Annotated in this window: 27 protein-coding genes and 1 tRNA gene; 13 read left to right on the plus strand and 15 right to left on the minus strand. The window is 47.0% G+C overall.

The features are described from left to right. The first annotated feature begins 7 nt into the window (after nt 1-7). The 9 genes from mnmG to dapA all read left to right on the plus strand — a co-directional run bounded on the left by mnmG (nt 8) and on the right by dapA (nt 9,337). Entirely contained in the window at nt 8-1,891 is a 1,884-nt protein-coding gene (gene mnmG / locus SYK_RS03245; protein WP_281762182.1) for a tRNA uridine-5-carboxymethylaminomethyl(34) synthesis enzyme MnmG, read from the plus strand. A gap of 132 nt (nt 1,892-2,023) precedes the next feature. Further along, nucleotides 2,024-2,845: a hemolysin family protein gene (locus SYK_RS03250; RefSeq protein ID WP_281762183.1), complete on the plus strand. Its 822-nt coding sequence runs from the start codon at nt 2,024-2,026 to the stop codon at nt 2,843-2,845. A gap of 3 nt (nt 2,846-2,848) precedes the next feature. Continuing rightward, nucleotides 2,849-4,366 carry an apolipoprotein N-acyltransferase gene (gene lnt, locus SYK_RS03255; protein WP_281762184.1) on the plus strand — a complete coding sequence of 506 codons (1,518 nt, stop codon included), beginning with the start codon at nt 2,849-2,851 and terminating at the stop codon, nt 4,364-4,366. After that, a protein-coding gene (gene prfB, locus SYK_RS03260) for a peptide chain release factor 2 (protein ID WP_281762185.1) occupies nt 4,366-5,485 on the plus strand; the annotation gives its coding sequence in 2 pieces (ribosomal slippage) (nt 4,366-4,440 and nt 4,442-5,485; 1,119 coding nt in all). Before lnt ends, prfB begins: the two co-directional genes overlap by 1 nt. Beyond that, entirely contained in the window at nt 5,463-6,317 is an 855-nt protein-coding gene (locus SYK_RS03265) for a GGDEF domain-containing protein (protein ID WP_281762186.1), read from the plus strand. The genes prfB and SYK_RS03265 overlap by 23 nt, the downstream gene beginning before the upstream one ends. A 12-nt stretch (nt 6,318-6,329) precedes the next feature. Next, on the plus strand, nt 6,330-7,136 hold the full coding sequence (locus SYK_RS03270; RefSeq protein ID WP_281762187.1) for a MinD/ParA family protein: 807 nt from the start codon (nt 6,330-6,332) through the stop codon (nt 7,134-7,136). 122 nt (nt 7,137-7,258) lie between these two features. Beyond that, on the plus strand, nt 7,259-7,552 hold the full coding sequence (locus SYK_RS03275; RefSeq protein WP_281762188.1) for an HU family DNA-binding protein: 294 nt from the start codon (nt 7,259-7,261) through the stop codon (nt 7,550-7,552). Nucleotide 7,553: 1 nt separating this feature from the next. After that, nucleotides 7,554-8,414, plus strand: a complete 861-nt coding sequence (locus SYK_RS03280; protein WP_431194118.1) for a UshA-like (seleno)protein family 2 — start codon at nt 7,554-7,556, stop codon at nt 8,412-8,414. Nucleotides 8,415-8,455: 41 nt separating this feature from the next. After that, complete coding sequence (gene dapA / locus SYK_RS03285; protein ID WP_281762190.1) at nt 8,456-9,337, plus strand: 4-hydroxy-tetrahydrodipicolinate synthase; 882 nt, start codon at nt 8,456-8,458, stop codon at nt 9,335-9,337. Nucleotides 9,338-9,430: 93 nt separating this feature from the next. On the opposite strand, the gene SYK_RS03290 is transcribed toward dapA, so the two are convergent. The 15 genes from SYK_RS03290 to pyrG form a co-directional block, all read right to left on the minus strand. Then, nucleotides 9,431-10,123: a transporter substrate-binding domain-containing protein gene (locus SYK_RS03290; RefSeq protein WP_281762191.1), complete on the minus strand. Its 693-nt coding sequence runs from the start codon at nt 10,121-10,123 to the stop codon at nt 9,431-9,433. A 261-nt stretch (nt 10,124-10,384) separates the two neighbouring features. Continuing rightward, the gene (locus SYK_RS03295; RefSeq protein WP_281762192.1) at nt 10,385-11,305 is read right to left on the minus strand and encodes a manganese-dependent inorganic pyrophosphatase; all 921 of its coding nucleotides are present in this window, start codon (nt 11,303-11,305) and stop codon (nt 10,385-10,387) included. A 92-nt stretch (nt 11,306-11,397) separates the two neighbouring features. After that, nucleotides 11,398-12,072: a PTS sugar transporter subunit IIC gene (locus SYK_RS03300; RefSeq protein WP_281762193.1), complete on the minus strand. Its 675-nt coding sequence runs from the start codon at nt 12,070-12,072 to the stop codon at nt 11,398-11,400. 19 nt (nt 12,073-12,091) lie between these two features. After that, nucleotides 12,092-12,556: a PTS sugar transporter subunit IIB gene (locus SYK_RS03305; RefSeq protein ID WP_281762194.1), complete on the minus strand. Its 465-nt coding sequence runs from the start codon at nt 12,554-12,556 to the stop codon at nt 12,092-12,094. A gap of 9 nt (nt 12,557-12,565) precedes the next feature. After that, nucleotides 12,566-13,003, minus strand: a complete 438-nt coding sequence (locus SYK_RS03310) for a PTS sugar transporter subunit IIA (RefSeq protein WP_281762195.1) — start codon at nt 13,001-13,003, stop codon at nt 12,566-12,568. A 3-nt stretch (nt 13,004-13,006) separates the two neighbouring features. After that, entirely contained in the window at nt 13,007-13,888 is an 882-nt protein-coding gene (rapZ, locus tag SYK_RS03315; RefSeq protein WP_281762196.1) for an RNase adapter RapZ, read from the minus strand. An 18-nt stretch (nt 13,889-13,906) separates the two neighbouring features. Further along, the gene (locus tag SYK_RS03320) at nt 13,907-14,356 is read right to left on the minus strand and encodes a PTS sugar transporter subunit IIA (protein ID WP_281762197.1); all 450 of its coding nucleotides are present in this window, start codon (nt 14,354-14,356) and stop codon (nt 13,907-13,909) included. Nucleotides 14,357-14,358: 2 nt separating this feature from the next. Then, complete coding sequence (gene hpf / locus SYK_RS03325; RefSeq protein WP_281762198.1) at nt 14,359-14,901, minus strand: ribosome hibernation-promoting factor, HPF/YfiA family; 543 nt, start codon at nt 14,899-14,901, stop codon at nt 14,359-14,361. A gap of 35 nt (nt 14,902-14,936) precedes the next feature. Next, nucleotides 14,937-16,346 (minus strand): RNA polymerase factor sigma-54, encoded by a 1,410-nt coding sequence (rpoN, locus tag SYK_RS03330; protein WP_281762199.1) that lies wholly within the window; start codon nt 16,344-16,346, stop codon nt 14,937-14,939. Between the two features lie 238 nt (nt 16,347-16,584). Continuing rightward, nucleotides 16,585-17,310, minus strand: coding sequence for an LPS export ABC transporter ATP-binding protein (gene lptB, locus SYK_RS03335; protein WP_281762200.1), 726 nt, complete (start codon nt 17,308-17,310; stop codon nt 16,585-16,587). Continuing rightward, a complete protein-coding gene (gene lptA, locus SYK_RS03340; protein WP_281762201.1) occupies nt 17,311-18,180 on the minus strand; it encodes a lipopolysaccharide transport periplasmic protein LptA in 870 nt (289 codons plus the stop codon). A gap of 7 nt (nt 18,181-18,187) precedes the next feature. Beyond that, entirely contained in the window at nt 18,188-18,808 is a 621-nt protein-coding gene (gene lptC / locus SYK_RS03345) for an LPS export ABC transporter periplasmic protein LptC (protein WP_281762202.1), read from the minus strand. Further along, a complete protein-coding gene (locus tag SYK_RS03350) occupies nt 18,805-19,332 on the minus strand; it encodes a KdsC family phosphatase (protein ID WP_281762203.1) in 528 nt (175 codons plus the stop codon). Before SYK_RS03350 ends, lptC begins: the two co-directional genes overlap by 4 nt. Next, on the minus strand, nt 19,325-20,128 hold the full coding sequence (gene kdsA / locus SYK_RS03355; protein WP_281762204.1) for a 3-deoxy-8-phosphooctulonate synthase: 804 nt from the start codon (nt 20,126-20,128) through the stop codon (nt 19,325-19,327). The genes SYK_RS03350 and kdsA overlap by 8 nt, the downstream gene beginning before the upstream one ends. 3 nt (nt 20,129-20,131) lie before the next feature. Next, nucleotides 20,132-21,769 (minus strand): CTP synthase, encoded by a 1,638-nt coding sequence (gene pyrG, locus SYK_RS03360; RefSeq protein ID WP_281762205.1) that lies wholly within the window; start codon nt 21,767-21,769, stop codon nt 20,132-20,134. Nucleotides 21,770-21,943: 174 nt separating this feature from the next. Here pyrG and SYK_RS03365 point away from each other — a divergent pair, with 174 nt between their 5' ends. The 4 genes from SYK_RS03365 to SYK_RS03380 all read left to right on the plus strand — a co-directional run bounded on the left by SYK_RS03365 (nt 21,944) and on the right by SYK_RS03380 (nt 24,066). Then, nucleotides 21,944-22,759 (plus strand): phosphoribosylformylglycinamidine synthase subunit PurQ, encoded by an 816-nt coding sequence (locus tag SYK_RS03365; RefSeq protein ID WP_281762206.1) that lies wholly within the window; start codon nt 21,944-21,946, stop codon nt 22,757-22,759. 14 nt (nt 22,760-22,773) lie between these two features. Next, complete coding sequence (locus SYK_RS03370; protein ID WP_281762207.1) at nt 22,774-23,262, plus strand: nucleoside deaminase; 489 nt, start codon at nt 22,774-22,776, stop codon at nt 23,260-23,262. A 73-nt stretch (nt 23,263-23,335) separates the two neighbouring features. Next, entirely contained in the window at nt 23,336-23,692 is a 357-nt protein-coding gene (locus SYK_RS03375; protein WP_281762208.1) for a NifB/NifX family molybdenum-iron cluster-binding protein, read from the plus strand. Nucleotides 23,693-23,973: 281 nt separating this feature from the next. Continuing rightward, a tRNA-Ser gene (locus SYK_RS03380) sits at nt 23,974-24,066 on the plus strand. Nucleotides 24,067-24,101: the final 35 nt, after the last annotated feature.

Consider the following 24,101-nt stretch of genomic DNA (forward strand, 5'->3'; position numbering starts at 1 on the left):
AAAGCAAATGCAGCGTAAAGCCCCATTTCCGAATCAATTCGATCTCATTGTCGTGGGAGCGGGTCATGCTGGCTGTGAAGCCGCCATGGCCGCTGCCCGACTTGGACTTAAAACGCTCCTTTTGACTATCAATGCCGACCGCATTGGTCATTTGTCCTGCAATCCTGCCATCGGAGGGTTGGCCAAAGGACATATGGTCAAAGAAATTGATGCCCTTGGTGGTATGATAGGGTTATGGGCAGATGCCGCCGGTATCCAGTTCCGCATCTTGAATACCCGCAAGGGGCCTGCCGTTCGGTCCAGCCGTGCACAGATTGACCGCGTTGAATATATGCGTGTGGTCCAAAAATCCATTTTTGCTCAGGATAATCTGTGGGTGTTTCAGGACATCGGTGCTGCTGTGCTCACTAAAGACGGCCACGCTTGTGGAGTCCGCACAGAATTAGATGAAGTATTACCTTCCCGTTCCGTGCTTCTCACGACCGGAACATTCCTGCGTGGCCTTATGCACATTGGTTTGGAAAACATCAAAGGCGGTCGCATGGGCGATCCGGCCTCGAATCAGCTGTCAGACAACCTGCGTGAACTTGGCTTCGAATTGGGACGCCTTAAGACCGGCACCACGCCAAGACTCTTGAAAGATTCTATTAATTTCGATGTCATGCAGATACAGCCGGGCGATGATCCGCCGGTTCCATTCAGCTTCCGCAATAAGACTGTGCCTATGCCACAGGTTCCGTGCTACCTGACCTACACTAATGAAAAGGCGCACGAAGCGATTCGTTCCGGTTTTGACCGCTCCCCGATGTTCACCGGTATTATCGAAGGCACTGGCGCACGCTATTGTCCGTCCATTGAAGATAAGGTTGCCCGCTTTCCAGAAAAGGATCGTCATCAGATTTTTGTAGAGCCAGAGGGACTGGACAGTCCCGAAATGTATCCAAGCGGCATCCCCACCAGTCTGCCTTTTGATGTGCAGAAAAAAATGGTTGCCGCTATTGTCGGGTTGGAAAATGCGCAAATTGTTCGCCCTGGCTATGCCATTGAGTATGATTTTTTACCGCCTACGCAGCTTAAGCCAACGCTTGAAACGAAGAATATTTCAGGTTTGTATTTCGCTGGACAGATCAACGGCACTTCCGGGTATGAAGAAGCCGCTGCGCAAGGTTTTTGGGCCGCGGTTAACGCTGCCAATAAACTTCTTGGCCGTGATCCCTTCCTGCTTTCTCGCGATCAGGCCTACATGGCTGTACTTGTGGATGACCTTGTCACCAAAGGTACAGAAGAGCCGTATCGCATGTTTACCTCCCGCGCCGAACATAGACTTTTACTTCGGGAAGGCAATGCGGATGAACGATTAACCTCCATTGGTCGTGATCTTGGTCTTGTTGACGACGATCATTGGGCAATCTATTCTGCCAAGCAGGAACAACTTCAATCCACATTGGAAGCTTTGCGGTCCATCCGTATTCGTCCTGACGCACCGACTCGTGCAATCATGCAGGATATCGGCGCCTCGGTTCCAGGAAAAGCTGTCGAGTTGGCAGCTCTGTTGCGTCAACCACAAATGACCATTGAACAGTTGGAAGTATTTTATCCGGCCATTGCCGATTTGGATGAAGTGGTCCTGCGTGAAGCAGAGACTCAGGTTCGCTATGAGGGATATCTTGTTAAACAGGCAGACCTTGTTGCCAAGTTCAAGACTATGGAAAATGTTTCTCTGCCGTCTGATCTTGATTATACTGTCGTTTCAGGTTTGACACGTGAAGTAGTGGAAAAATTGTCTTCAGTTCAGCCAGTGACCTTGGGGCAGGCCGGTCGTATATCCGGCATCACACCCGCCGCCCTGACCTGTCTTGAAGTCCATCTCAAAAAAATCGGCCTCTTGTAACCAAAGCGTTGGTTCGTTGTATTGACAGTGAGTGACTCTCTGTCTAAATATAAAGAATACGATGAACTGACGCAGTTGCGTAATTTCATCAACAATTTAACGAATTGCCAACCCACCTCAAGGAGTCTGATCTTGGACGAAGGATCTGACAGTCGGTTTTTTACTATTTTTAAAAAACTATTCGGCACAAACGGCCAGCAGCTTGAAGAGCACATCCTCGAAGCCAAAGCGGACGGAGAGCTTGAAAGCGATGAAGTTTCCATGCTGCTCAACGTTTTGGAACTTGATGAAAAGCAAGTCAAAGAAATCATGGTTCCACGCACGGACATGGTTTGTGCCGAAATCGGCAGTACGGTAAAAGACGTCGCCGACCTCATTGCCAATCAAGGCGCTCATTCCCGTATCCCCATATTTCGAGAAACAAAAGACCATATTTTTGGACTGGTCCATGCTAAAGATCTTTTAGAGCCACTTTTGCAAGGATTGGACAATACGTCTGTGGACGGCCTTATGCGTCCAGCTTTCTTTGTCCATGAAGAAAAGCCTTTGGATGAAGTCCTCGCTATTCTTAAACAGGAAAAGCTCCACATGGCTATCGTGCAGGATGAGTACGGTGGAACATCTGGCATGGTCACCATGGAAGATGTGCTCGAAGAAATTGTCGGCGAAATTGCTGATGAATATGATCAGGAACGTCCCATAGAAATCCAGGAACTTCCTGATGGAGCGTACATTGTCTCTGGCCGTGTTCCTCTGGATGAAATCAGTGAACGGTGCTCTCTGGATCTTGAAAGCGAAGAAGTGGATTCTATCGGTGGATATATTGCCGACATGGCAGGTCGTATCCCCGAGCAAGGAGAGTTCTACACTTTCGACAATCGACGGTTTACGGTCCTTGAAGCCGATGAACGACAAATCTGGTCTATTAGAATCGAACCTCTCGTACAAGAGTAAGCTGTGTTAACACTGGTCCTTATCGCTACTGTCGGGGCGTGGATAGGCTTTGCCAACCCCGTGTTTCATTTTCCCCTGGCCGCATTGGCCTTTCCTCTCGGGCTTGCCTGGATTGGTTTTCGCGCTACATCTTGGAAAAAAGCCCTTAAATACGGTTGGTTCGCTGGGACATTGGCTGCCACAGGTTGTTATTACTGGATGGTTATTCCTGTCCAGATCTACGGAGGGTTGCCATGGTTCATCGCCCTACCCTGTCCGATTTTGCTCGCCGCATCCATAAGTCTCTACTTTGGCTTATTTTCAGTGGGCATGTATTACGCGGGCAAACAGATTGACGGCATCCCCCTGTGTTTGTTGGCTGGTTTCTCTTGGGCATCCATGGAAATGCTTATGGGAACGTTGTTTTCCGGCTTCCCCTGGATTAATTTATCTTCCGCATTCGCCTCGTGGCCATTTGCCATTCAAAGCGCGTCTGTGCTTGGAGCATATGGGCTTTCCGGGGTTTTCGCGATGCTGGCCGTGGCATTATTGCTCTACAGCACATACAAAAGTACTCTATGGCTTGCTGTAGGCTTAACCCTTTGTCTGACAGTATTTGGTGTCTACAGAGTAACAACTTTTGATACCGGCACACCGGATTTCCCAATTTCACTGATTCAAGGAAATGTTGACCAGGGAAAAAAATGGGCGCCCTCGTATCAAGCCGCTACTGTAAAGAAATACAGTAAGTTGACTTTGGAGGCGATGCGAGATCATAAGTCTGTTTTGGCCATCTGGCCTGAAACGGCCATGCCTTTTTATTTGCAAAACATGACCCCGCTGCGCAAAGGCGTCGAAATATTGGCCAGAGAAGCTAAAATCAACATAATTACAGGGTCCCCGGCGTATCATGTCACCAACATGAAAAAAAATAATTATGTGCTCTATAACCGGGCATGGCTTATGGATACGACAGGGAGAACAACGCAGCATTATGACAAGGAACATCTTGTCCCGTTTGGCGAATATATGCCCTTCGAAGAATGGATGCCCTTTAAAAAATTAGTTCAAGCCGCCGGCAACTTTCTTCCTGGTACAGATAACCATCCACTCAAAGTGAATGGCGTTGCTCTTGGAGTCCTCATTTGTTATGAAGCCATATTCCCTGATTTGGCACAGAAACAGGTGGAACGGGGTGCAACCATTCTGGTTAACATCAGTAATGACGCTTGGTTTGGAAACACTTCGGCTCCACAACAACACCTCAATTTATCAATTATGCGTGCTGTTGAACAAGGCCGTTGGCTAGCGAGAAGCACCAATACCGGCATTTCTGCATTTGTTGATCCTGTCGGACGAATCGTTGCCAGGGGAAATCAATTTCAAGCTGAGAGTTTGAGCTTGGGCATCGCTCCTTTGCATAAAACAACGCTCTATCACCGAATAGTTGGTTGGCTAACCTTCTTTATTTACACCATGACCATTGCCGCATTCGGATTTATCGGCTACACAGCCATTCGATATAAAGGAAAAATAGAATAATGTTTGAATATCCTGAACTTAAAGGTGCTTCCCAGAATCTTCTGGACCAATTTGAGACCCTCTGGGGGCGTCTTTGACTACGCCCAAACTAAAGAACGACTCGACGCTATAGAAATCGAACTCTCCAAACCTGGCGCATGGGATAAACCCGAAGCTCTTACCCCTGTTCTTAAAGAAAAAAGTCAGCTTTCTACCAAACTCAACATGTATGAGGGGCTATCCGAAGCCAAGGAAGACCTTGAGGCATGGCTGGAATTGGCTCAAGAATCTCCGGACGATGAATCTTTGACCGCTTTGGATGGGCAGGTAGCCTTACTCAAAGAACGGTTGGCAGGGACGGAATTGGCAACCATGTTTGCTTTCGAGCATGATAAAAGTAATACCATTCTTGAAATCCATCCTGGTGCCGGTGGTGTTGAATCTCAAGATTGGGCGGAAATGCTGCTTCGCATGTACAATCGCTATGCTGAACGCAAAGGATTCAAAGTCTCTCAACTTGATTTTCAGGCCGGAGATGAAGCAGGGATTAAATCAGTCACCCTTCAAATCGAAGGACTATTCGCCTATGGTCTGCTCAAAGGCGAGGCCGGAGTCCATCGCCTGATCCGTATTTCTCCTTTCGATTCATCAGGCCGACGTCATACCTCTTTCGCATCCGTAGATGTTTATCCCGATATGGACGATGACATCGAAATTGAGGTCAAGGATGAAGATTTACGAATAGATACCTTTCGATCCAGTGGTCCCGGTGGTCAATCTGTCAACAAGACCAGTTCCGCTGTTCGTATCACACATATTCCCACTGGCATTGTCGCCCAATGTCAGAATGAAAAATCACAACACAGAAATAAGGCAACAGCCTTGCGTTTGTTGAAAGCTCGACTCTATGAGCAGGAGTTGAAAAAGATTGAAGAAAGCCGCAGGCAAGATTATCAGGCCAAAGAGGCCATAGCTTGGGGAAGTCAGATACGCACCTATACGCTCCAACCCTATCGTTTGGTCAAAGATCACCGGTCCAATAGTGAAAGCGGCAATGTTGACGCATTTTTGGACGGAGATCTGGACGAAATGATTCGAAACCACCTACTCTACATCCATGCCCAAGGAAAAAAAGATTAATTTCCCTGAACAGAAACTCGCCACTGAACTTTCTGAGCTCCAGAAGGAACTGTGTGGTCTTTCCCAGGCATGCCTGGGAAAGCTCGATACAGATGCTGTCTGGGTCTTTCGACTTTTTGAAGGGATTACCCCGGAAGAATGGGACGATCTGTCGACAAAGCACGATTTGCAACAGTGGTTGACCATGTCCATCGACGGTGATGCTTTTCCTCAGCTCAGAAAATTACAGAAAACGCTAGAAAACCTATCGTATCAGACCGATCATGATGCTTTGACAGGCTTGGCGAACAGACGAGCTTTCGATCGTATTCTTGACATTGAAATAGAACGGTCAAAACGAGCCAAAACGCCTTTATCGCTCGCAATTTTTGATCTTGATAATTTCAAATCCGTCAATGACACCTATGGTCACACAAAAGGTGATGAAGTATTGGCGCGTTTTGCTGAACATCTGCAAGCTTCAACCAGACGATATGATCTAGCTTCTCGTTTTGGTGGAGAGGAGTTTGCCTTGATTATGGCAGGTTCCGGCGTGGTCAAGGCAACGCAACTTTTGAATCGCTTGCTTAAGGAATTTAAGGAAATAGAATTTTATTCTTCAGATGGAAAAACTTCCTTCAATGTGACATGTTCCGCAGGGTTAACCTGTTTCAAAGGCACAATAAACATGACAGAGAAGCAACTCATCAACCTGGCTGACGAAGCGCTTTACGAAGCGAAATCGTCCGGTAAAGATCAGGTGAAGGTATCCAGATTGCCCTTTGTGGACAATGTGTCAAACGCAACTCTTGTCCAGGCAAATGAAAAGAAATTCCTGTTCGGCGGGAAATAACGGAGACAGGCCATGAACAAAAACAAGACACTCAGCCTTGCCATAATGAGCGGTAAAGGCGGCGTGGGTAAAACCAATATAGTTCTCAATCTAGGATACGCTTTGCAGCAGGCTGAAGCAAAATCCATACTCATGGATTGTGACCTCGGGCTGGCAAACCTTGATGTACTGCTCGGCATTTCACCAGAAAAGAATTTGCACGACCTTTTGCAGACAGGAGTAGCAGCTGAAGATGTCCTTGTCTCGATCGAGCCAGGTTTTGATATGCTTCCGGCCACAAGCGGCGTGCCTGAATTGGTCGAAATGGACGAAGATATTCAGGATATTCTCTTTAAAAAGCTTATTACTATCGCCGGGCAGTATGATTACCTCATGCTCGACCTCGGAGCTGGCATCAGTCCGACGGTTCTCTCTTTGGCTGCCCTGTCCCAGCTTCGGGTTGTCGTTGTCACTCCAGAACCAACGTCATTGACTGACAGCTATGCCGTGATCAAGGTCTTGACCACACAGTATGGAATTAAAGATTATCTGGTGGTCGTGAACCAGGCCCTCAGTGCGCAAGAAGCGAATCAAACATTCGACAGATTATCTGCTGCATGCAAAAATTTTCTGAATATTGAATTACGAAATCTTGGATTTGTTCATCAAGACTCGACACTTGTTGAATCGGTACGTCGTCAAACGCCACTCATGAAATATGCCCCAAAAGCCACGGCCAGCAAGGATATTAGAGCGCTTGCACGGAAAATAATGCGGTACCGAGAAGACAATATTGAGCGGATTGCCGGACGTCCAATTTTAAAAAATTTTCCATCCTGATGAAAATAGAAATAAAGGGTTGACGAAAAGAGCCATTTTTCGGCATAGTTAGTGAGAATTTTGGAGAATGACTTCATTTCCATTTCTTCGTAGAGCCATTTGATGGCGCTACGATTCAAGCAATGTTTCAGGGGGAAACCATGAATAAAAGCGAATTGATCAAGGCTCTGTCCGAACAAAAGAAAATGCACGTTGACGAGGCCACCAAAGTGGTCGGAGCTTTCGTCGATTCCGTCAAGGAAGCCCTTCGTCGCGGCGACCGTGTCGAAATCAGAGGTTTTGGCAGCTTTAAAATCAAAGACTACGAAGGTTACACCGGACGCAATCCCAAGACTGGGACAGTTGTTCAGGTTAAACCCAAAAAACTTCCCTTCTTCCGTCCTGGTAAAGAATTGAAAGAATTCATCAACCAGTAGGATGAAACGGTTTTCATACTGCCTTTTTTTGGCGGTCTGGCTATTCGCCTGCACTAACGCGTGGGCGAAAGAGCCGGTCCTGACTCTTCTTTATTCGGCAAATACGTATGGCACGGTGCGTCCATGTCCATCATGAGGTGGTAAAACCCTTGGTGGCGTGGCCCGGCGGGCCACGTATTTTTTTGACGTCCATAAAACATCGGCACCACGACTTGTGGTTTCCGGTGGGTGGGAATTTATGCGTCCACAAAGCAAACTTCCTGCCCCAGACGTGCTGCAATCTTTAATCAAGGCATATAACCTTATGGGCTATGATCTTGGCTTCATCCCCAAGGAAGAAGCCAAGGCTTTAAAACAAGCTCAAGCAGTTGTAGGGTCGTGGCAAAAAACTTCTGAAGAAGTTCCGATCACAATTTTAACAACCCAAAATGGTGATAAAATAGGATTTGTTCGATTTCCTCCCTTAGACCAAGGTAACGATATACCAGAGCCTGAACTGATTTCACGCATTGGACGACAGATCAAATTATTACGGAATAAAGTTCGTCTTGTTGTCGGACTGTCAGGATGGGGTTGGCTTGGTGAAAATGAATACTTGATGAAAAATCCCAAAACCGTTCCTGATCTTCTTTTAGGAAGCGGACGAGGGTCTGGGCTGAATGGTCGGGTTTTGGCCGATGATCGTTGTATCTGGGTTCGTTCTTATGACAAAGGACGGAGTATTTGCGAGATACAAATATACGAATGGCCTGATCGAAAGAATTCGTTTGCCTGGACAGTCTCGAAGAATTATAACACGTCTTCAATAGGATTGAACGATACCTATAAGGACAACCCGGAGGTGGCCGCTGTATTACAATAGTGGCTTGCATCCGTTTTCATAGAAACTAGAAGGAGATGACTATGGAATTTAGAGGAGCCTATACCGCCCTCTCAACCCCGTTTGCAAACGGGGAAATTGATGAAACCGCATATCGTGATTTTATCGAGTGGCAAATTGAACAGGGAATTGACGGGCTGGTACCATGTGGTACCACTGGCGAAGCCGCAACATTGACTCATGAAGAACAGGGACGGGTCATCAAAATTTGTGTGGAGCAGGCTAAAGGCCGTGTACAGGTAGTAGCCGGTGCCGGTTCCAACTCCACAAAAGAAGCCATCGCATTGACCCAGATGGCCAAAGACGCCGGAGCAGATGCAGCTCTACAAATAACTCCATATTACAACAAACCCACGCCTGGCGGATTGGTAGAACACTTCAAAGCCATTGCTGCAGAAGTCTCCATGCCTTTCGTTATTTACAACGTGCCTGGACGAACCGGTTTGAATTTGCTTCCTGCTCACCTCAAGATGATTGTGGATGCAGTTCCTGAGACTGTTGCTGTCAAAGAAGCAACCGGGGACCTGAATCAAGCCGCTCAAGTCATCGAGCAATGTGGTAAAAATTTCAATCTGCTGTCTGGTGACGACTTCACAGTCCTCCCCTTACTTGCAGTCGGCGGTGTAGGTGTAATATCCGTTGTTTCCAACATCATGCCCAAAGCGATGAGCGACATGTGCAAGGCATTTTTTAACAAGGATCATGAAACCGCTTTGGATTTGAGTTTGAAAATGGCTCCGGTCAACCGTGCCATGTTCATGGAAACCAATCCTATTCCTGTCAAAACGTCCCTGTCCATAATGGGTATTTTTAAAGATGCACAGTTCCGTCTGCCTATCGTTCCCCTGCAGGATGAGAACAAACCCAAATTGAAATCCGTGCTTAAAACCGCCGGTATATTGTAATTTTGAAAGCCCCTGCTGTTTAGCCGGGGCTTTTTTCGTCATCTCCTGAAAAGGGCGACCATTTGGTCGCCCTTTTTTTATTCATTAAAAATATTATTTTTTAGGAGATCGCCATTTGGCAACGATTGAATCTATAGTGCCTTCTTGTTTCAATTTTTGTAAAGAAATCTCTATTTGTTTGAGCAACTTTGTATTCCCTTTGGCAACAGCAATGCCTACAGGAGATCCTGGATCTAAATTATCGAGTATTTTAATTTTCACATGATGCTTTTGGGCTAAATACAAACCTACTTCAAGAGGCGCAATAACAGCCACAATCGTCTTTTGCTGCAATAACAGCATAGAAGTCTCTTTGCTGTCAGTCTGATATAAACGAATCTGACTTCTTAGACCTATCTGATTAAAATACTCCTCCACGAAAGAATGCCTATCGCCAGCAACAACTTGCCATCGTAAATCATGAATCGTTTGAATGTTGGTGTTATCCTCTCGAACGAAAACCACCACTTTCCTCATATAATATGGAGTAGTAAAATCAAAAAATGTTTCTCGTTTTTTATTAATCTCTATTCCGGCAATACAATCAATTCTCCCCAACCGTAAGCTCGTTATGACCTTATCCCATGGTAACTGTTGAAAAACGATAGTCTTTCCCATGCGAGTAGCAACATTCCGTATAATCTCCACATCCAATCCAGTCGGTGCTAAGTTTTCGGCTTGGTATTGATACGGAGGGAAACCTTTAGCTACACCACAGAGAATTGTTTTTTTGCTCGTATCAGCCACAGCATAGAGAACTGATGATGCAATGCAAAAGGCTACGATGTAAAGAAAACATCGCATCAGGCACAATGCAACCCTGCTGCCTTCTCTTTTCCTCAAACAATTCTGCATATGAATTTAATACACCCTTCGTTGAAACAAGTATATATGGGAGAATTACTCACTAATGTGAATTATTGCACAATCAATCCATTAGACATGAAAAAGGCCCGTCAGCACAACGCTGACGGGCCCATACTTTGCGCTTCAATCAGATCGCTTCAACTAGCCTTCGAAGGCCTTAATGAAGTTGGGGGCAACCTGTTTCTTACGGCTCATCACGCCGTCGAGATATACAGAGGAACCTTCGGGAGCAATGCCAAAGGCTTTCTCGACAACAGAAATGTCGTCGGAAGCGATGAGCATCTCGGAACCTTCTTTCATGATATCAGTCAAGAGCAGGAAGACAGAGTGACGACCGTCTGCTTTGACTTTTTCGATTTCAGCCTGAAGAGCTTCCTTGTGAGCATCCAACATGGACAGATCAACAACTTCCAGCTGGCCAATGCCAACCTTGTTGCCATTCATATCGAAATCTTTGTAGTCACGGAAAACCAACTCGCTCGGGCTTGCGCCGTCGACAGCGGATTTGACCTTGAACATTTCCATGCCCAGAGCCATGACATCGTCAACACCAGCGATTTTGGCCAGAGCTGCGACAGCTTCCTTGTCAGCATCGGTGCAGGTGACGGACTTGAACATGACAGTGTCGCTCAAGATGGCACACAGCAGGATACCAGCGATGTTCGCAGGCATTTCTACATTGTAGAAATCATACATGTTCTTCAGAACAGTACCGGTACAGCCCACGGGCCAAACCCACATTTCCAGCGGACCGGAAGTGGTGATGTCACCCAGCTTGTGATGGTCGACGACGGCAAGGAGTTCACCCTTATCCAGATTGTCGATGGTCTGAGAAATGTCAGTGTGGTCAACCAGAATAATCTGCTGATCAGTAGCATCGGTAACGATCTCGGGAGCGGCAACGCCGAACTTTTCGAGAACGAAAACAGACTCAGGAGCGATTTCGCCCTGGGTGATAGCTTTGGCTTCCATGCCACGTTTTGAGTACAGATCAGCGGCAGCAATCGCGGAAGCGACAGTGTCGGTATCGGGGTTTTTGTGTCCAACAACCAAAATAGCCATATCAAGTCCTCCTAATTGAATTGTCCTTTAATAAGGAAATTTGCCTCGAAAATAGAATGTGACGAATATCACAACCTACCCGGACTGCCAAGCTAAAAACGGCTCCAAACTAAGAAAAGGACAAAAAGACTTATTCCAGTAGTCAAGACGGCATACGCCCGTTTCACTCGAAGAGCCATTAATCCACCAAGAGTGGCTGCAACCCACAAGTGTGCCCATGTGATATCAATGGATGTGAGAAAACCTGGATATACAGAAAAAATAAGTTGCATACATTGTTTGATGACAAGAATGGCGATAAAAAAGGACAAACCAGACATGACAAAAGTACGTGCCATGGATTTCATAATCAATGTTGCAGGTAGATTGTGTGTTTCAGGATTACGTGCCCAATTCAACAATCGATTATAACTCCCCTGCTCCTGATCACGAATCATCATTTCAACCCTGGCACCAAGCCATGCGAGTGGCATGCTGGCAAAAAGGACGCCCATTATCCGAGCTGGATGCTCCAGACCAAAAAATGTTGTCAGAGAAAGTGCTGAAAAAGTAGCAGCTGTCAAATGTGGCGGGATGAATGTTCCGACAGGTATGAGATCGAGCCACAGGAGCTCAAAAAAGATTGCGATGTAAAGGCTGGTTGTATAATCGCCACTAAAGGCCCCCCAAAAAAGGCCTATGACGAGTGGACGTTCAAGAAGTCCTATACTGATTGAATACCTAAACAGAGAAAACAGGGCAAAAAAAAAGCGACCATGGCAAACCATACAAATGGGTTGTGAACAATCATGACTCAAACCTCACCTGAACCGGGTCATTGGGAACACACCTGAAATCAAGTTTTACACCTTTTCGATTGAGAAGTTTGAGACAATTCTCGTCCTCATCTGATAATGCGACACTTGGAGAAATTTGTTTTTTACCAGGGCTATAATGGACGTTGCCTATATTCAGCATGTCAAAATCAAATCCGGCTTCATAAGCTCTTTTTGCATCTGCACAATTAGAGAAAAGAACAATAATATGTTCTCCGTTGGATCCAATTTGATTGATGGCATCGTGGAGAGCATCCACACTGACAAAAGAACTGTCCACAGTTTGCGGAATGGCTAGCGACATTATTTCTTGCTGTAGAATATCGTGTGATAATTCATCATTGGCGACAATGATCTGATTCGCACTCGTATAGGGAAGCCATGTCTCAATAATCTGGCCGTGAATCAAGCGGTTGTCAATACGAACAAGAATCACGGCATCACCCTATTTCTTCGTTTTTTTTCGAAGCATTGCGCCCGCGACCTTGATGCCCTGCCGTCCTGCAGTTTTCGCCTTTTCGGCCAGAGCATTCAAATTCATTTTGCGCGATTGCAGGGTTGCTACCAACATTGGCAGATTGACGCCTGTAATGACTTCAAGATTCTCAGATTTCATAAGAGAAAGACTCATAGTGGTGGGTGAACCACCAAACAGATCCGTAAGAGCGACAACGCCCTTTCCGTTTTCCACGGTCTGTATAGCCTTTCTGACGGCCTCCATGGTTTCATCCACACTTTTATCGACATCAATCCCCACAGCCAAACAATTCTCTTGTTTGCCCATGACCATTTTTGCCGCATCAAGCAAAGTATCCCCGAACGTACCGTGGGTTACCAAGACGATGCCAACCATTGCATCTTTTTTATCAGACTTTAAAGCCATTCTTTATCCAAGTTCCATATGTCGATGTTCAATCGAAACAGTATACCCTTTTTTCTTCAGGGTCGCCAGTACGGACTCTCCCACTGAAACCGACCGATGCCGGCCACCAGTACACCCAAGTGCCAAGGTAATCCGGTATCGCCCTTCATCGGCGTACAAAGGGAGCATGTAGCTCAAAAAGTCGAGGAAACGTCTTTCAAATTCATTGCCAACACCACTGCCAAGAACATACTGGGCAATGGATTCATCCATACCGGAAAGTGACCTGAGTTTTTCGTCAAAATAAGGATTAGGCAAAAATCGTAGATCAAAAACTAAATCAGCTTCTGACGGGACACCGTATTTGAAGCCAAACGAAATGAGATGTACTCGCATGCCACGGCCTACTTCTTCAATGGCAGACCATTTGGTCTGAATTACGCGTCGAAGATCGTGGATAGAATAATTTGTTGTATCAAGCACCAAAGCGGCACCGTTTCGGACAGGATCTAGGAGTTCCTTTTCCTGTTCAAGCGCCTGTTCCAGGCCAAGGTTCTTGCTTTCCAGAGGATGTGGCCGACGAGTTGTGGCATAACGCCGGACAAGTTCATTCATCCGTGCTTCAAGAAATAAAACCTGAGGGGTAATTCCTAATTCATGAAAATCCCGTAAAGCCTGCCCCCAACCATCCACAAATTCGAGTTGCCGCAAATCCATGCCAAGGGCCAGCCCTCGATATTGGGAATCAAATTTTAAAATAAGGTCCGCAATTTTAGGCGACATCTCAGAAGGCAAGCCGTCAATACAGAAAAAACCCAGATCCTCAAAAACATTGAGGGCTGTGCTTTTTCCAGAACCGGAAAGCCCGGTCACAATGACTACGGGAAAAGAATTGGAAGGCGTCACAGAAATATCCTCAAATTATTATACACTTTTGAGAAGCCCCCACAACTCCTCGGAACCGTCAGCTTCAAGTAAGGATTGACGAAAGGTTTTATCTTTCAACAATCGGGAAATTTGGGCCAATATACGCAAATGCAACCCAGCCGCCTGCTCCGGTGCCAGCACGAGAAAAAAGATGAAGCAAGGCTTTTGGTCAAGGGCATCAAATTCGATCCCCTTAAAACTTCGACCCACGAGAACAATAACCTTTTCCAGATTCTCCAATTTACCGTGAGGGATAGCTATGCCGTCACCAATTCCGGTGGTTCCCAGTTGTTCACGGTCGAGAAGGACACGGACCGCGAGGTCCGTGTCCATCTCTGGATATTTAACCCCTAACGGGGCGATAAGTTCTTTCAGTGTGTCCGATTTGTTTTCGGACAGAAGTTCGGGAAGGACAAAGTCCTTCGCCAGGTAATCACCAAGTTTCATTTTTAGTATCCAGGATCAATCAGGCCGTAATCGCCATTTTTTCTTTTATAGATAACATTAACGCCTTCGGTTTCGGCGTTACGGAACACCAAGAATTCATTCTCAAGAGAATCAAGCTGCATGGCAGCTTCATCAACGGACATTGGTTTCGGTACATACTCATCAGTGCCAACTATAGTGGGCTCAGATTCACTGGGCAGATCTTCATAGGATAATACATTCATCTGTACCATCTTGTTGCCACGCCCCTGCTTTGAACGGCTCTTCATTTTCTCACGCATTTTGCGCAACTGGGCTTCCAGCTTGTCCAGCACCATATCAATGGTGGAATACATATCTTCAGAAGCCTCATAGGCCGATATGTGAATGCGATCCGAATTCAAAAGAACGTCCGCCTTATGGCGAAATTTGTCGACCAACAGATTTACCTGGAGATCGGCCTCCGAATCGGAAACGTATCTTGCTACTTTTTCAAAACGCTTCTTAGCGTATCCCTTGAGATGATCGGACGGCTCAAAGTTCTTGAAAGTGAAGCTAATGTTCATACGTTGCCTCCTGGTTGTGAGTGCGGCAAACAGGATTAAAAATACTGCTTGCGTTTTGATGAAGACGGGATACCCATGGCGGAACGGTATTTTGCGACAGTACGTCGAGCGATATTCACATCAAGTTCATCTTGAAGTATTTCGCCTATCCGTTCATCACTGAGCGGTTTTTTCGTGTCTTCATCTGCAATCATTCTCTTGATGAGCGCTTTGACGCTCTCTGAACCCACCTGCGAACCATCGTTCAAATCCAAGGCTGAGTTGAAGAAAAACTTCAATTCAAAAATACCATGTGGAGTTGAGACATATTTACTGGTTGTAATACGGCTCACCGTGGATTCATGCATCTCAATGTCCTCGGCTACCTCCTTGAGGATCAGGGGTTTGAGCTTTGTCACACCTTCTTCAAAAAAGTTTCTCTGAAAGCCGACAATACTCTCAACTACTTTATACAATGTTCTCTGACGCTGGTACAGACTTTTCATAAGCCATGCGGCAGATCGCATCTTTTCCTGAAAATATTCTTTTTCCTTATTGGCAGCACCTTTCATGGAGTCCATATAAAAAGCATTCATCTGCAAACGAGGTAACCCATCTTCATTAAGGATGATGACAAAATCTTCACCATATTTATAAACGAAGACATCCGGACTGACGTAATGAGGCTCAGTACTTGAAAAATTTGTCCCGGGCATGGGATCAAGAGTCTGCATCATGTCCAGATATTCTTTGAGCTCTTCCATAGAAATCTTAAACTTGCGGGCCAATGGCTTGTACCGATTCTTTTCCAGATCTTCCAGATGATCGGTAACTAATGAAACAAGAATAGGATCATCATAGCCAAGAACGTCCATCTGAACGAGCAAACATTCTTGTGGATCTCGTGCGGCGATTCCTACCGGATCGAGGCGCTGAATACGCTTAATAGTGGATTCAATTTCTGCATCCGAAGCCTGAACCATTGATTGAAGCTCTTCGATAGAAGCTTGCAAATACCCATTTGAATCAACATTTCCGAGAACTATTTCACCAATAGCAATTTCGAGTTCGGAAAAATTGGAAAGACGCATCTGCCAATTGATGTGCCCTTCAAGGGATGGCTTGGAAGCAAGGCGGGCCTCAAAGGACATGCCCTCTTCCGGGATTTCTGAATCTCGTCCGGTCGCCTGCTTTGAAGTGCTTGAAAATTCGCCGAGATAATTTTCCCAATCGGCATTGCGGACCAGTTCTTCCTCAGCTTGAGATTCAGTAAGGACTTCGGCAGGTTCAGAAACATCTGCTTCTGTTTCCTTTTCTTCAAGAAAAGGATTTTCCATAAGTTCTTGCTGAACAGTTTCAAGCAACTCAAGACGTGAAAGTTGCAGCAGTTTTATTGCCTGCTGCAACTGTGGAGTCATAACCAGTTGTTGAGAAAGCTTGAGTTGTTGTCTGAGTTCCAATCCCATAATGTATATCTCGAAAGGCTAATATGATCTCGTTCACACTACCGGTTTGAATTCTTTTCCGGCCATACCTTTATAATTCTGTTTTGAGTATGTCACACCTGCGATAACGAAGCAAGGACATTGTTATAACATGCCGTTACTATTAACGATATAGCACTGTGAAAGTCGCATGAAAAAAGTGTACCAACCTTTAGGAACCCTGTAAATCGCGAATGCATGAAAGTTAAGTAATTAGTACTTACAGTCGGAAATCTTCACCCAGATAAATTTGACGGGCACGACTGTTCTGAACGATTTCTTCGGGGGAACCCTCAAGAATGACATTGCCTTCGTAAACGAGGTACGCTCTGTCACAAATATTGAGTGTTTCTCGAACATTATGGTCTGAAATCAAAATACCAATCCCCATGCTTTTCAGCACGGAAATGATCTCCTGAATGTCGATAACAGCAATAGGATCAATACCGGCAAAGGGTTCATCCAAAAGAATAAATTGAGGATCAAGTATAAGCGCACGGGCTATTTCAAGACGCCGTCGTTCTCCACCAGACAGATACATGGCAGCCTGATCTGCGAGCTTGGTAATGGTGAACATTTCCATCAATTCATCAGCACGAGCATTCTGCTGTTTTGTAGACATGGACGTTTGCTCAAGAATGATTTCAAGATTCTGGCGTACTGTCAGCTTTCGGAAAATGGAACTCTCTTGCGGCAAATAGCTGACTCCCATGCGAGCTCGTTCATGAAGCGGTTTTTCTGTCAAATCTACTCCATCCAAAGCCACATTCCCAGTATTTGGCTCGACAATGCCGACGAGCATATAAAAGGTTGTGGTCTTGCCCGCACCGTTAGGGCCAAGCAGCCCGACAACTTCCTTGGGATTTAATTCCAGACTGATGCCATGCACGACCTCTTTCTGGCCGTATCGTTTGGATAGGTTTGCTGCTCGCAGTCCTTCTGCCATTTATTGCACCTTCATGTTGCCGGGAGTCATAAAAATCGCTTTGACACGTTGGCCTTTTCCGCCCACCACTTCGGAACGATTGTCCTTGATGTTGAACTTGATAATTTCTCCGGTCAAACTATTGGGGCCATCTTGCAGCAATGGATTCTGTTCCATTTGTAACAACTGATCATTCACAAAATATGTCAGTTTGCCACAGGTGCCTTCTGCTGTCCCCTTTTGGGCTTTGACATCCCCTTCCGCAATGATGCGGTCAACGCTGTCTGCCGTAAACTTTTTACCGCTCTTGGAAGAAAGATACGCTGACAAGTTGTTGGCCCACAAAGTTAACTGACCGTGTTCGGCGACAACATTCCCAACAAAGGAAACAACCTTGCCGGATTCATCATATGTCATACGATCAGACGAAATTTTTACTGGCATTCGGCTCGGATCTATGCCGATTTTGGCAGGATCATCCTTAGGGGCAACAGCCGCTGACGCTTTGACTTCACCATCGCCACTTTTGGCGTTCGCAACAGCCTCAGGCTGAACCGAAGTCTTTTCAGGAGGGACTAAAACAGGTTCAGGAGTGGGAACGACAACCAACTCGAGATACTTCACATTGGCATAGCCTATAGCCTTGCTCTGGTCTCGATCGGCTTCTGTCAGATTAAAAATTGTTGCCCACCCATTCTTGATAAAATCAACCTTGACCCGCTGGCCTTTTGCCAGGGTGAGAATATGTTCGCTCTCTTTGTCAGGACGCTCTCGAACATTGAGATTAACGGTTGCCTCACGAATTTCACCCCATTCCTCGGCCATAACCACGGAAGGGAGAGTTAACACGACCAACAGAAGCAAGGTCGTCAGCGCATATATATTCTTCATGAAAGACTCACTCCTCGTCTTCATTCAATGGATTCTTTTTAAGTCCCTCGGGGGCCAGCAATGCTGTTACACCTCCGGCAGCCACGAGTTGACGGGTCACAAGATCAATCTCTATCGCTTTGGCCTGTATGGTCATATCAGAACGACGTACAGTCACACCGCCCTTGAGATATACTTTATCAATCGCCCCAACATAATCAAGTTGTTGGGCATCAAGGGCAAGGTCACCAAATCGACCAGATACGCCGTCGTACATTGTCAGGTTATCATTGGCCTGATCAACCTCGCCACGGTCTGCCCGGACATACACTTCCTTACGATCTTCACCGAAATAAGCCGTCAATTGAGGGCGTTCAACACCGATAAGCCCTTGTTCTTGATTGTATTTTGCTGTTTTTGCAAGTAATTTCCATGACAGGTTACCCTGTTTGCCCTGTACGAGCTCAATATCCTCGGCTGTAACATCAGCTTCTTCAAGCAAACGTTTTCGCGATTTGGAACTACTCTTTTGTGTTGAATCCGGTTCAATGATCGGATCAGCAAAGAACACAGAATTGACCGTAATCCCGACAACGAGACCTACGGCAAATATGAGAACAAGCATCAGCGCCGGACGCCTTTTCATCATTCTGCCCACTGCTTTAAAGCTTTATCTTTGAGCCCACGAGCTTCAAGGATAAACGCGATGGCTTCTCTGACGGCTCCGTCCCCACCCTTGCGAGTGGAAATCCAGTCTGCTGCCTCTATGACTTCGGGCACACCATTGGGGACACTCATGGCTAATCCGGCCACATTCATAACACCAAGATCAATCCAATCGTCGCCCATAAACGCGGCTTCAGACAAAGATACACCAACGTTTTCGCATATCTCTTCAAAAAGCGGTGCTTTGTCGTGCTTTCCAGCATAATAATGGGCAATACCCAATTCTCGGATACGCTTTTCGACAGGCTTCTGGTTTAATCCTGTGATGACACCTATTTCGAGGCCTACTGCTTGTGCCAATTTTATACCGAGACCATCTTGAACATGAAAACGTTTCATGACAATCCCGTCGTCACCATAATACAGGCCGCCGTCAGTGAGGACACCGTCCACGTCGAGAACAAGCAGCTTGATGTTTTGTGCGAGCTTCGTCGTGTTATCAGGCACGATTCAACTCCCACAGCGCCTTCAGACGAATAAGCAATGGCTCCACTTTATCCAGTGGGAGACTGTTCGGGCCATCACAAAGTGCCTTGTCAGGATCGGGATGTACTTCCATGAATACACCGTTGACCCCCGCTGCGACTGCGGCAGAAGCGAGTACTGGAACATATTCACGTTGACCGTCGGACATACCACCAAGCCCACCTGGTAACTGAACTGAATGAGTGGCATCCATGACTACGGGGACATCGAAGCCCTGCATTTGCGGGATGGAACGCATGTCCACGACGAGATTATTGTATCCGTAAGTGGAACCACGTTCGGTCAACCAGACCTGCTCGTTGCCGGAGGCTCGGACCTTTTCCACAGCGTTTTTCATGTCCCAGGGGGCCAGAAACTGGCCTTTTTTGATATTGATAACCCTGCCGGTTTTAGCGGCAGCGACAAGCAAATCAGTCTGGCGACACAAGAAAGCCGGAATCTGAAGCACATCCGCCACTTCGCCAACCGGAGCAGCCTGCTCCGGGTGGTGAATATCGGTGACCACGGGCAAGCCCGTAGTTCTCTTTACTTCAGCAAGTATTTCCAACCCCTTTTCCATGCCGGGACCACGAAAGCTCGTCACAGAAGTCCGATTTGCCTTATCAAAAGAACTTTTGAAGACAAGCGGAATATCCAGCTTTGCAGCCAGTTCGGCCAGAGTGCCAGCCGTCTGGAGTACTATTTCCCGACTTTCAATGGCGCAGGGACCGGCCAGAATAAACGGACCGGACCTGCTTGCTTGATAAAGGTCTGCCATAGGCTATTTCTTGCCCTTTTCGTCCTTGGCTGCCTTGATGAAATCCCTGAAAAGCGGATGGGGCTTCATGGGATTGGACTTGAATTCCGGGTGGAACTGACAGCCCAGATACCAAGGATGATCTGGCAGTTCGACGATTTCCACGAGGGATTCATCAGGAGCTGTGCCGGACAAAACCATGCCATGCTCCTCGAACTGCGGGATAAACTTATTGTTGTATTCAAAACGATGACGATGACGCTCGTCGATCTTCTCTGTCTTGTAAGCCTCGTATGCGACCGTACCCTTCTTGAGCTTACACGGGTAAGAACCAAGACGCATGGTGCCGCCCTTTTCCGATTCTTCACACCGTGTTTCGGTCTTCTTGGTGCGGAAGTCGTACCATTCTTTCATCAGATAAATGATGTTGTTCGGAGTATTTTTATCAAATTCTTCAGAATTTGCATCTTCCAAACCAATCACGTTACGGGCGAATTCAATGCAGGCACACTGCATGCCGAGACAAATTCCGAAGAACGGCACCTTGTTTTCACGTGCATACTGAATGGCCAGAATCTTGCCTTCCACACCACGTGCACCAAAGCCGCCGGGTACAAGAATGCCGTCCAAACCTTTCAGTTTCTTATCAACGTTCTTGGCGTTCACCTTTTCGGAATTCACGTACTCAAGTTGTACGTCAACTTCGTTGGCCACACCGCCGTGCACCAGAGCTTCATGCAGGCTCTTGTATGCTTCGGTCAGGTCTACATATTTGCCAATAATACCAATTTTAACGGAGCCCTTGGGGTTTTTCAGCGTGTGGACGAGATTTTCCCACGGAGCAAGTTCCGCGTTGCGAGCTGGCAGCTTCAACAAAATGGCGATCTTTTGATCAACGCCCTGTTCGTAAAATTTCAAGGGGACTTCGTAAATGTTGGAAACATCTTCGCCGGTAAACACAGCGTCTTCGTCAACGTCACAGAACAAGGCAATCTTACGCTTGAGGTGGTCTTCAAGCATCACCTCGGAGCGACAGATGATGATATCCGGCTGGATACCGATGCTGCGCAGTTCCTTGACAGAATGCTGCGTGGGCTTGGTCTTCAACTCACCAGCGGCCTTCAGATAGGGAACCAGTGTCAGGTGAATGTACAGGACGTTTTCCTTGCCCAGGTCATTCTTGAGCTGACGAATGGCTTCAAGGAAAGGCTGACCTTCGATATCACCGACTGTACCGCCGATTTCGATCAGGGCAACATCTTCGCCGTTGGGCAGGTTGATAACTGCTTCCTTGATGGCGTCGGTAATGTGCGGGATAACCTGCACGGTACCGCCCAAGTAATCGCCACGGCGTTCTTTCTGAATAACGGAGTTGTAGATGGAGCCGGAGGTGTAGTTGTTTTGCTGGCTCAAAGCCGTTTCAAGATAACGCTCGTAGTGACCAAGATCGAGGTCGGTTTCTGCACCGTCATCAGTGACGTATACTTCACCATGCTGGAAAGGATTCATGGTGCCAGGATCGACATTAATATACGGGTCGAGTTTCTGGATTGTTGCCTTCAAACCTCGAGCTTGAAGGAGTGCGCCGATGGATGCGGCAGCAAGTCCTTTGCCCAGAGAAGAGAGAACACCACCGGTAATAAATATGAATTTGGTTTTCATACGGAAAAAAGCCCCTTGGTTCTGCTTGAATTATATGAATATATTATGATCGACCTTCTATGTCGACCATGTTGACTGTCATGCATCGGACACGTATGTTCCTTGCCCAACACGGCACTGCTTTGCAAAGTATGCAAGGTAGTACGACAAAGTCAATACGAAGAGGAGAATTTCATGGCGCGCGTCAATGCACTTGTCATCACAGGATACGGTACCAACTGCGAAAAGGAATCCGCTTATGCACTTAAGCAGGCGGGAGCAGAGAATGCCGATATCGCCTACTTTTCCGACCTTGCCGCAGGCCATGTGCGCATGGATAAGTATAATTATTTGCTCTGTCCCGGCGGATTTCTCGACGGCGACGACCTTGGAGCCGCTCAGGCCGCAGCACTGCGCTGGCGTTGGTCAAACGATGCCGAAGGCAAACCGGTTCTGGATCAGCTCAAAGTTTTTTTTGATAACGGCGGTATTATTCTTGGTATCTGCAACGGCTTTCAACTTTTATGCAAGCTTGGTTTGCTTCCGGCTATCGGTGGCAAATATTTTGAACGTCAGGTTTCATTGTCCTATAATGACTCTGGCCGTTTCGAAGATCGTTGGGTCCGCCTTAAAACCAACCCGGCTTCTCCGTGCGTATTCACCAAAGGCATCGACATGATCGATGTTCCCATTCGTCACGGTGAAGGCAAAATCATTCCCATGGACGACGACACATTCAAGGCCATTCAGGACAACAACCTGATTGCTGTTCAATATGTACACCCTGAAACCGGCGAACCGACATTGGAATATCCGTATAATCCAAATGGTTCTCCTCTGGGTATCGCTGGCCTGACCGATCCGTCCGGCCGTATTCTGGGACTCATGCCCCACCCCGAGGCTTACAATCACATCACCAACCATCCGTCATGGACGCGCGGCACTGATCCCAACATGCCGCTCGGTTTGGCTATGCTCGAAGCCGGTGTAAAATATCTGGCCGACCAATAATCGCCGGAACTTTCATGTCTATTCGTATTCCTCCTGAACCGCCTGAAGGCGCAAGCTGGCGTTCATTTATGGACGTGGCGTTTCAGGAGGCGTGCAAGGCCGCTAAAGTGGGAGAATCTCCCATTGGTGCGGCCTTGTTTGACATGGACGGCACGCTTATCGCCAGCGCGCATAACCAGCCTATTTCTCTCAACGATCCGACAGGTCACGCCGAAGTCCTTTGTCTGCGCAAAGCTGCGGATAGATTGAAAAACTATCGTTTAACAAACACTATCATGGCTGTCACTCTGGAGCCGTGTCTTATGTGTACCGGCGCGCTTATTCATGCCCGTGTACAAGGTGTGATTTTTGCCGCACGAGACACACGGGCCGGAGCGTTGGTTTCCAATCTCGACGGCCACGCCCTGCCCTTCACGAATCACAAGATATGGACCATCGAGGGCGTCATGGGCGAAGAGTGTAGCGGCCTGCTCAAAAGATTTTTTCTGGAACGCAGAAAATAAACTCCCCACTTTACAAGTCTGATTTTCGTCTTATTCTCCGTACTCCACCAAACTTTTTTAGGAGTATTCGAGTATGAAAATAGCTCTCCCCACCCGTGACGGTAATATCGACGATCATTTTGGCCATTGCAACCATTACACTATAATCACGCTGGATGATGATCAGAACATTGTCAGCAAAGAACGCATGGACTCCCCGGAAGGCTGCGGTTGCAAATCCGACATTGCCCCGATTCTGGCCTCCAAGGGCGTAAAAGTCATGCTCGCCGGCAACATGGGCCAAGGCGCGGTCAATATTCTTCAGGCCAACAAGATTCAGGTCGTACGCGGTTGCTCCGGGCCGATCGACGAAGTCACCGCAAAATGGTTGGCCGGTGAAATCAAGGATGAACTCATTGTCTGCAACCATCACGACTGCGGCCATCACTAGCCCTCTCCCCTTTTCAACAAAACTTTTCGGCGCGATCGGCAAAATGTCTTGCCAGTTGCGCCGAGTCTGTTTATATACCCTTTCCACATCGGCGTTAGCCGACTGTTGATTGAAAACGCATTGTCCTCGATGCACCCTCACAACAATTAAAATAGCTTTGGCTGTTTAAAAATGTGCGAGTGCTAGGCGCAAGAAAAAAGCAGGACCGAAGCGTATCTTAATACGCGAGGGTCTGATTTTTTCGCAGCAACGACGCAATCGTGCATTTTTCAACAGCCAAAGGAGAGGTAGCGAAGTCCGGCCGTAACGCGCTCGACTCGAAATCGAGTTATGGGTCAAACCATACGTGGGTTCGAATCCCACCCTCTCCGCCAAGAATGACAAGGGGTTACAGCAATTACGCTGCAAC

The organism is Pseudodesulfovibrio nedwellii, assembly GCF_027923765.1.
Lineage (GTDB): Bacteria > Desulfobacterota > Desulfovibrionia > Desulfovibrionales > Desulfovibrionaceae > Pseudodesulfovibrio > Pseudodesulfovibrio nedwellii.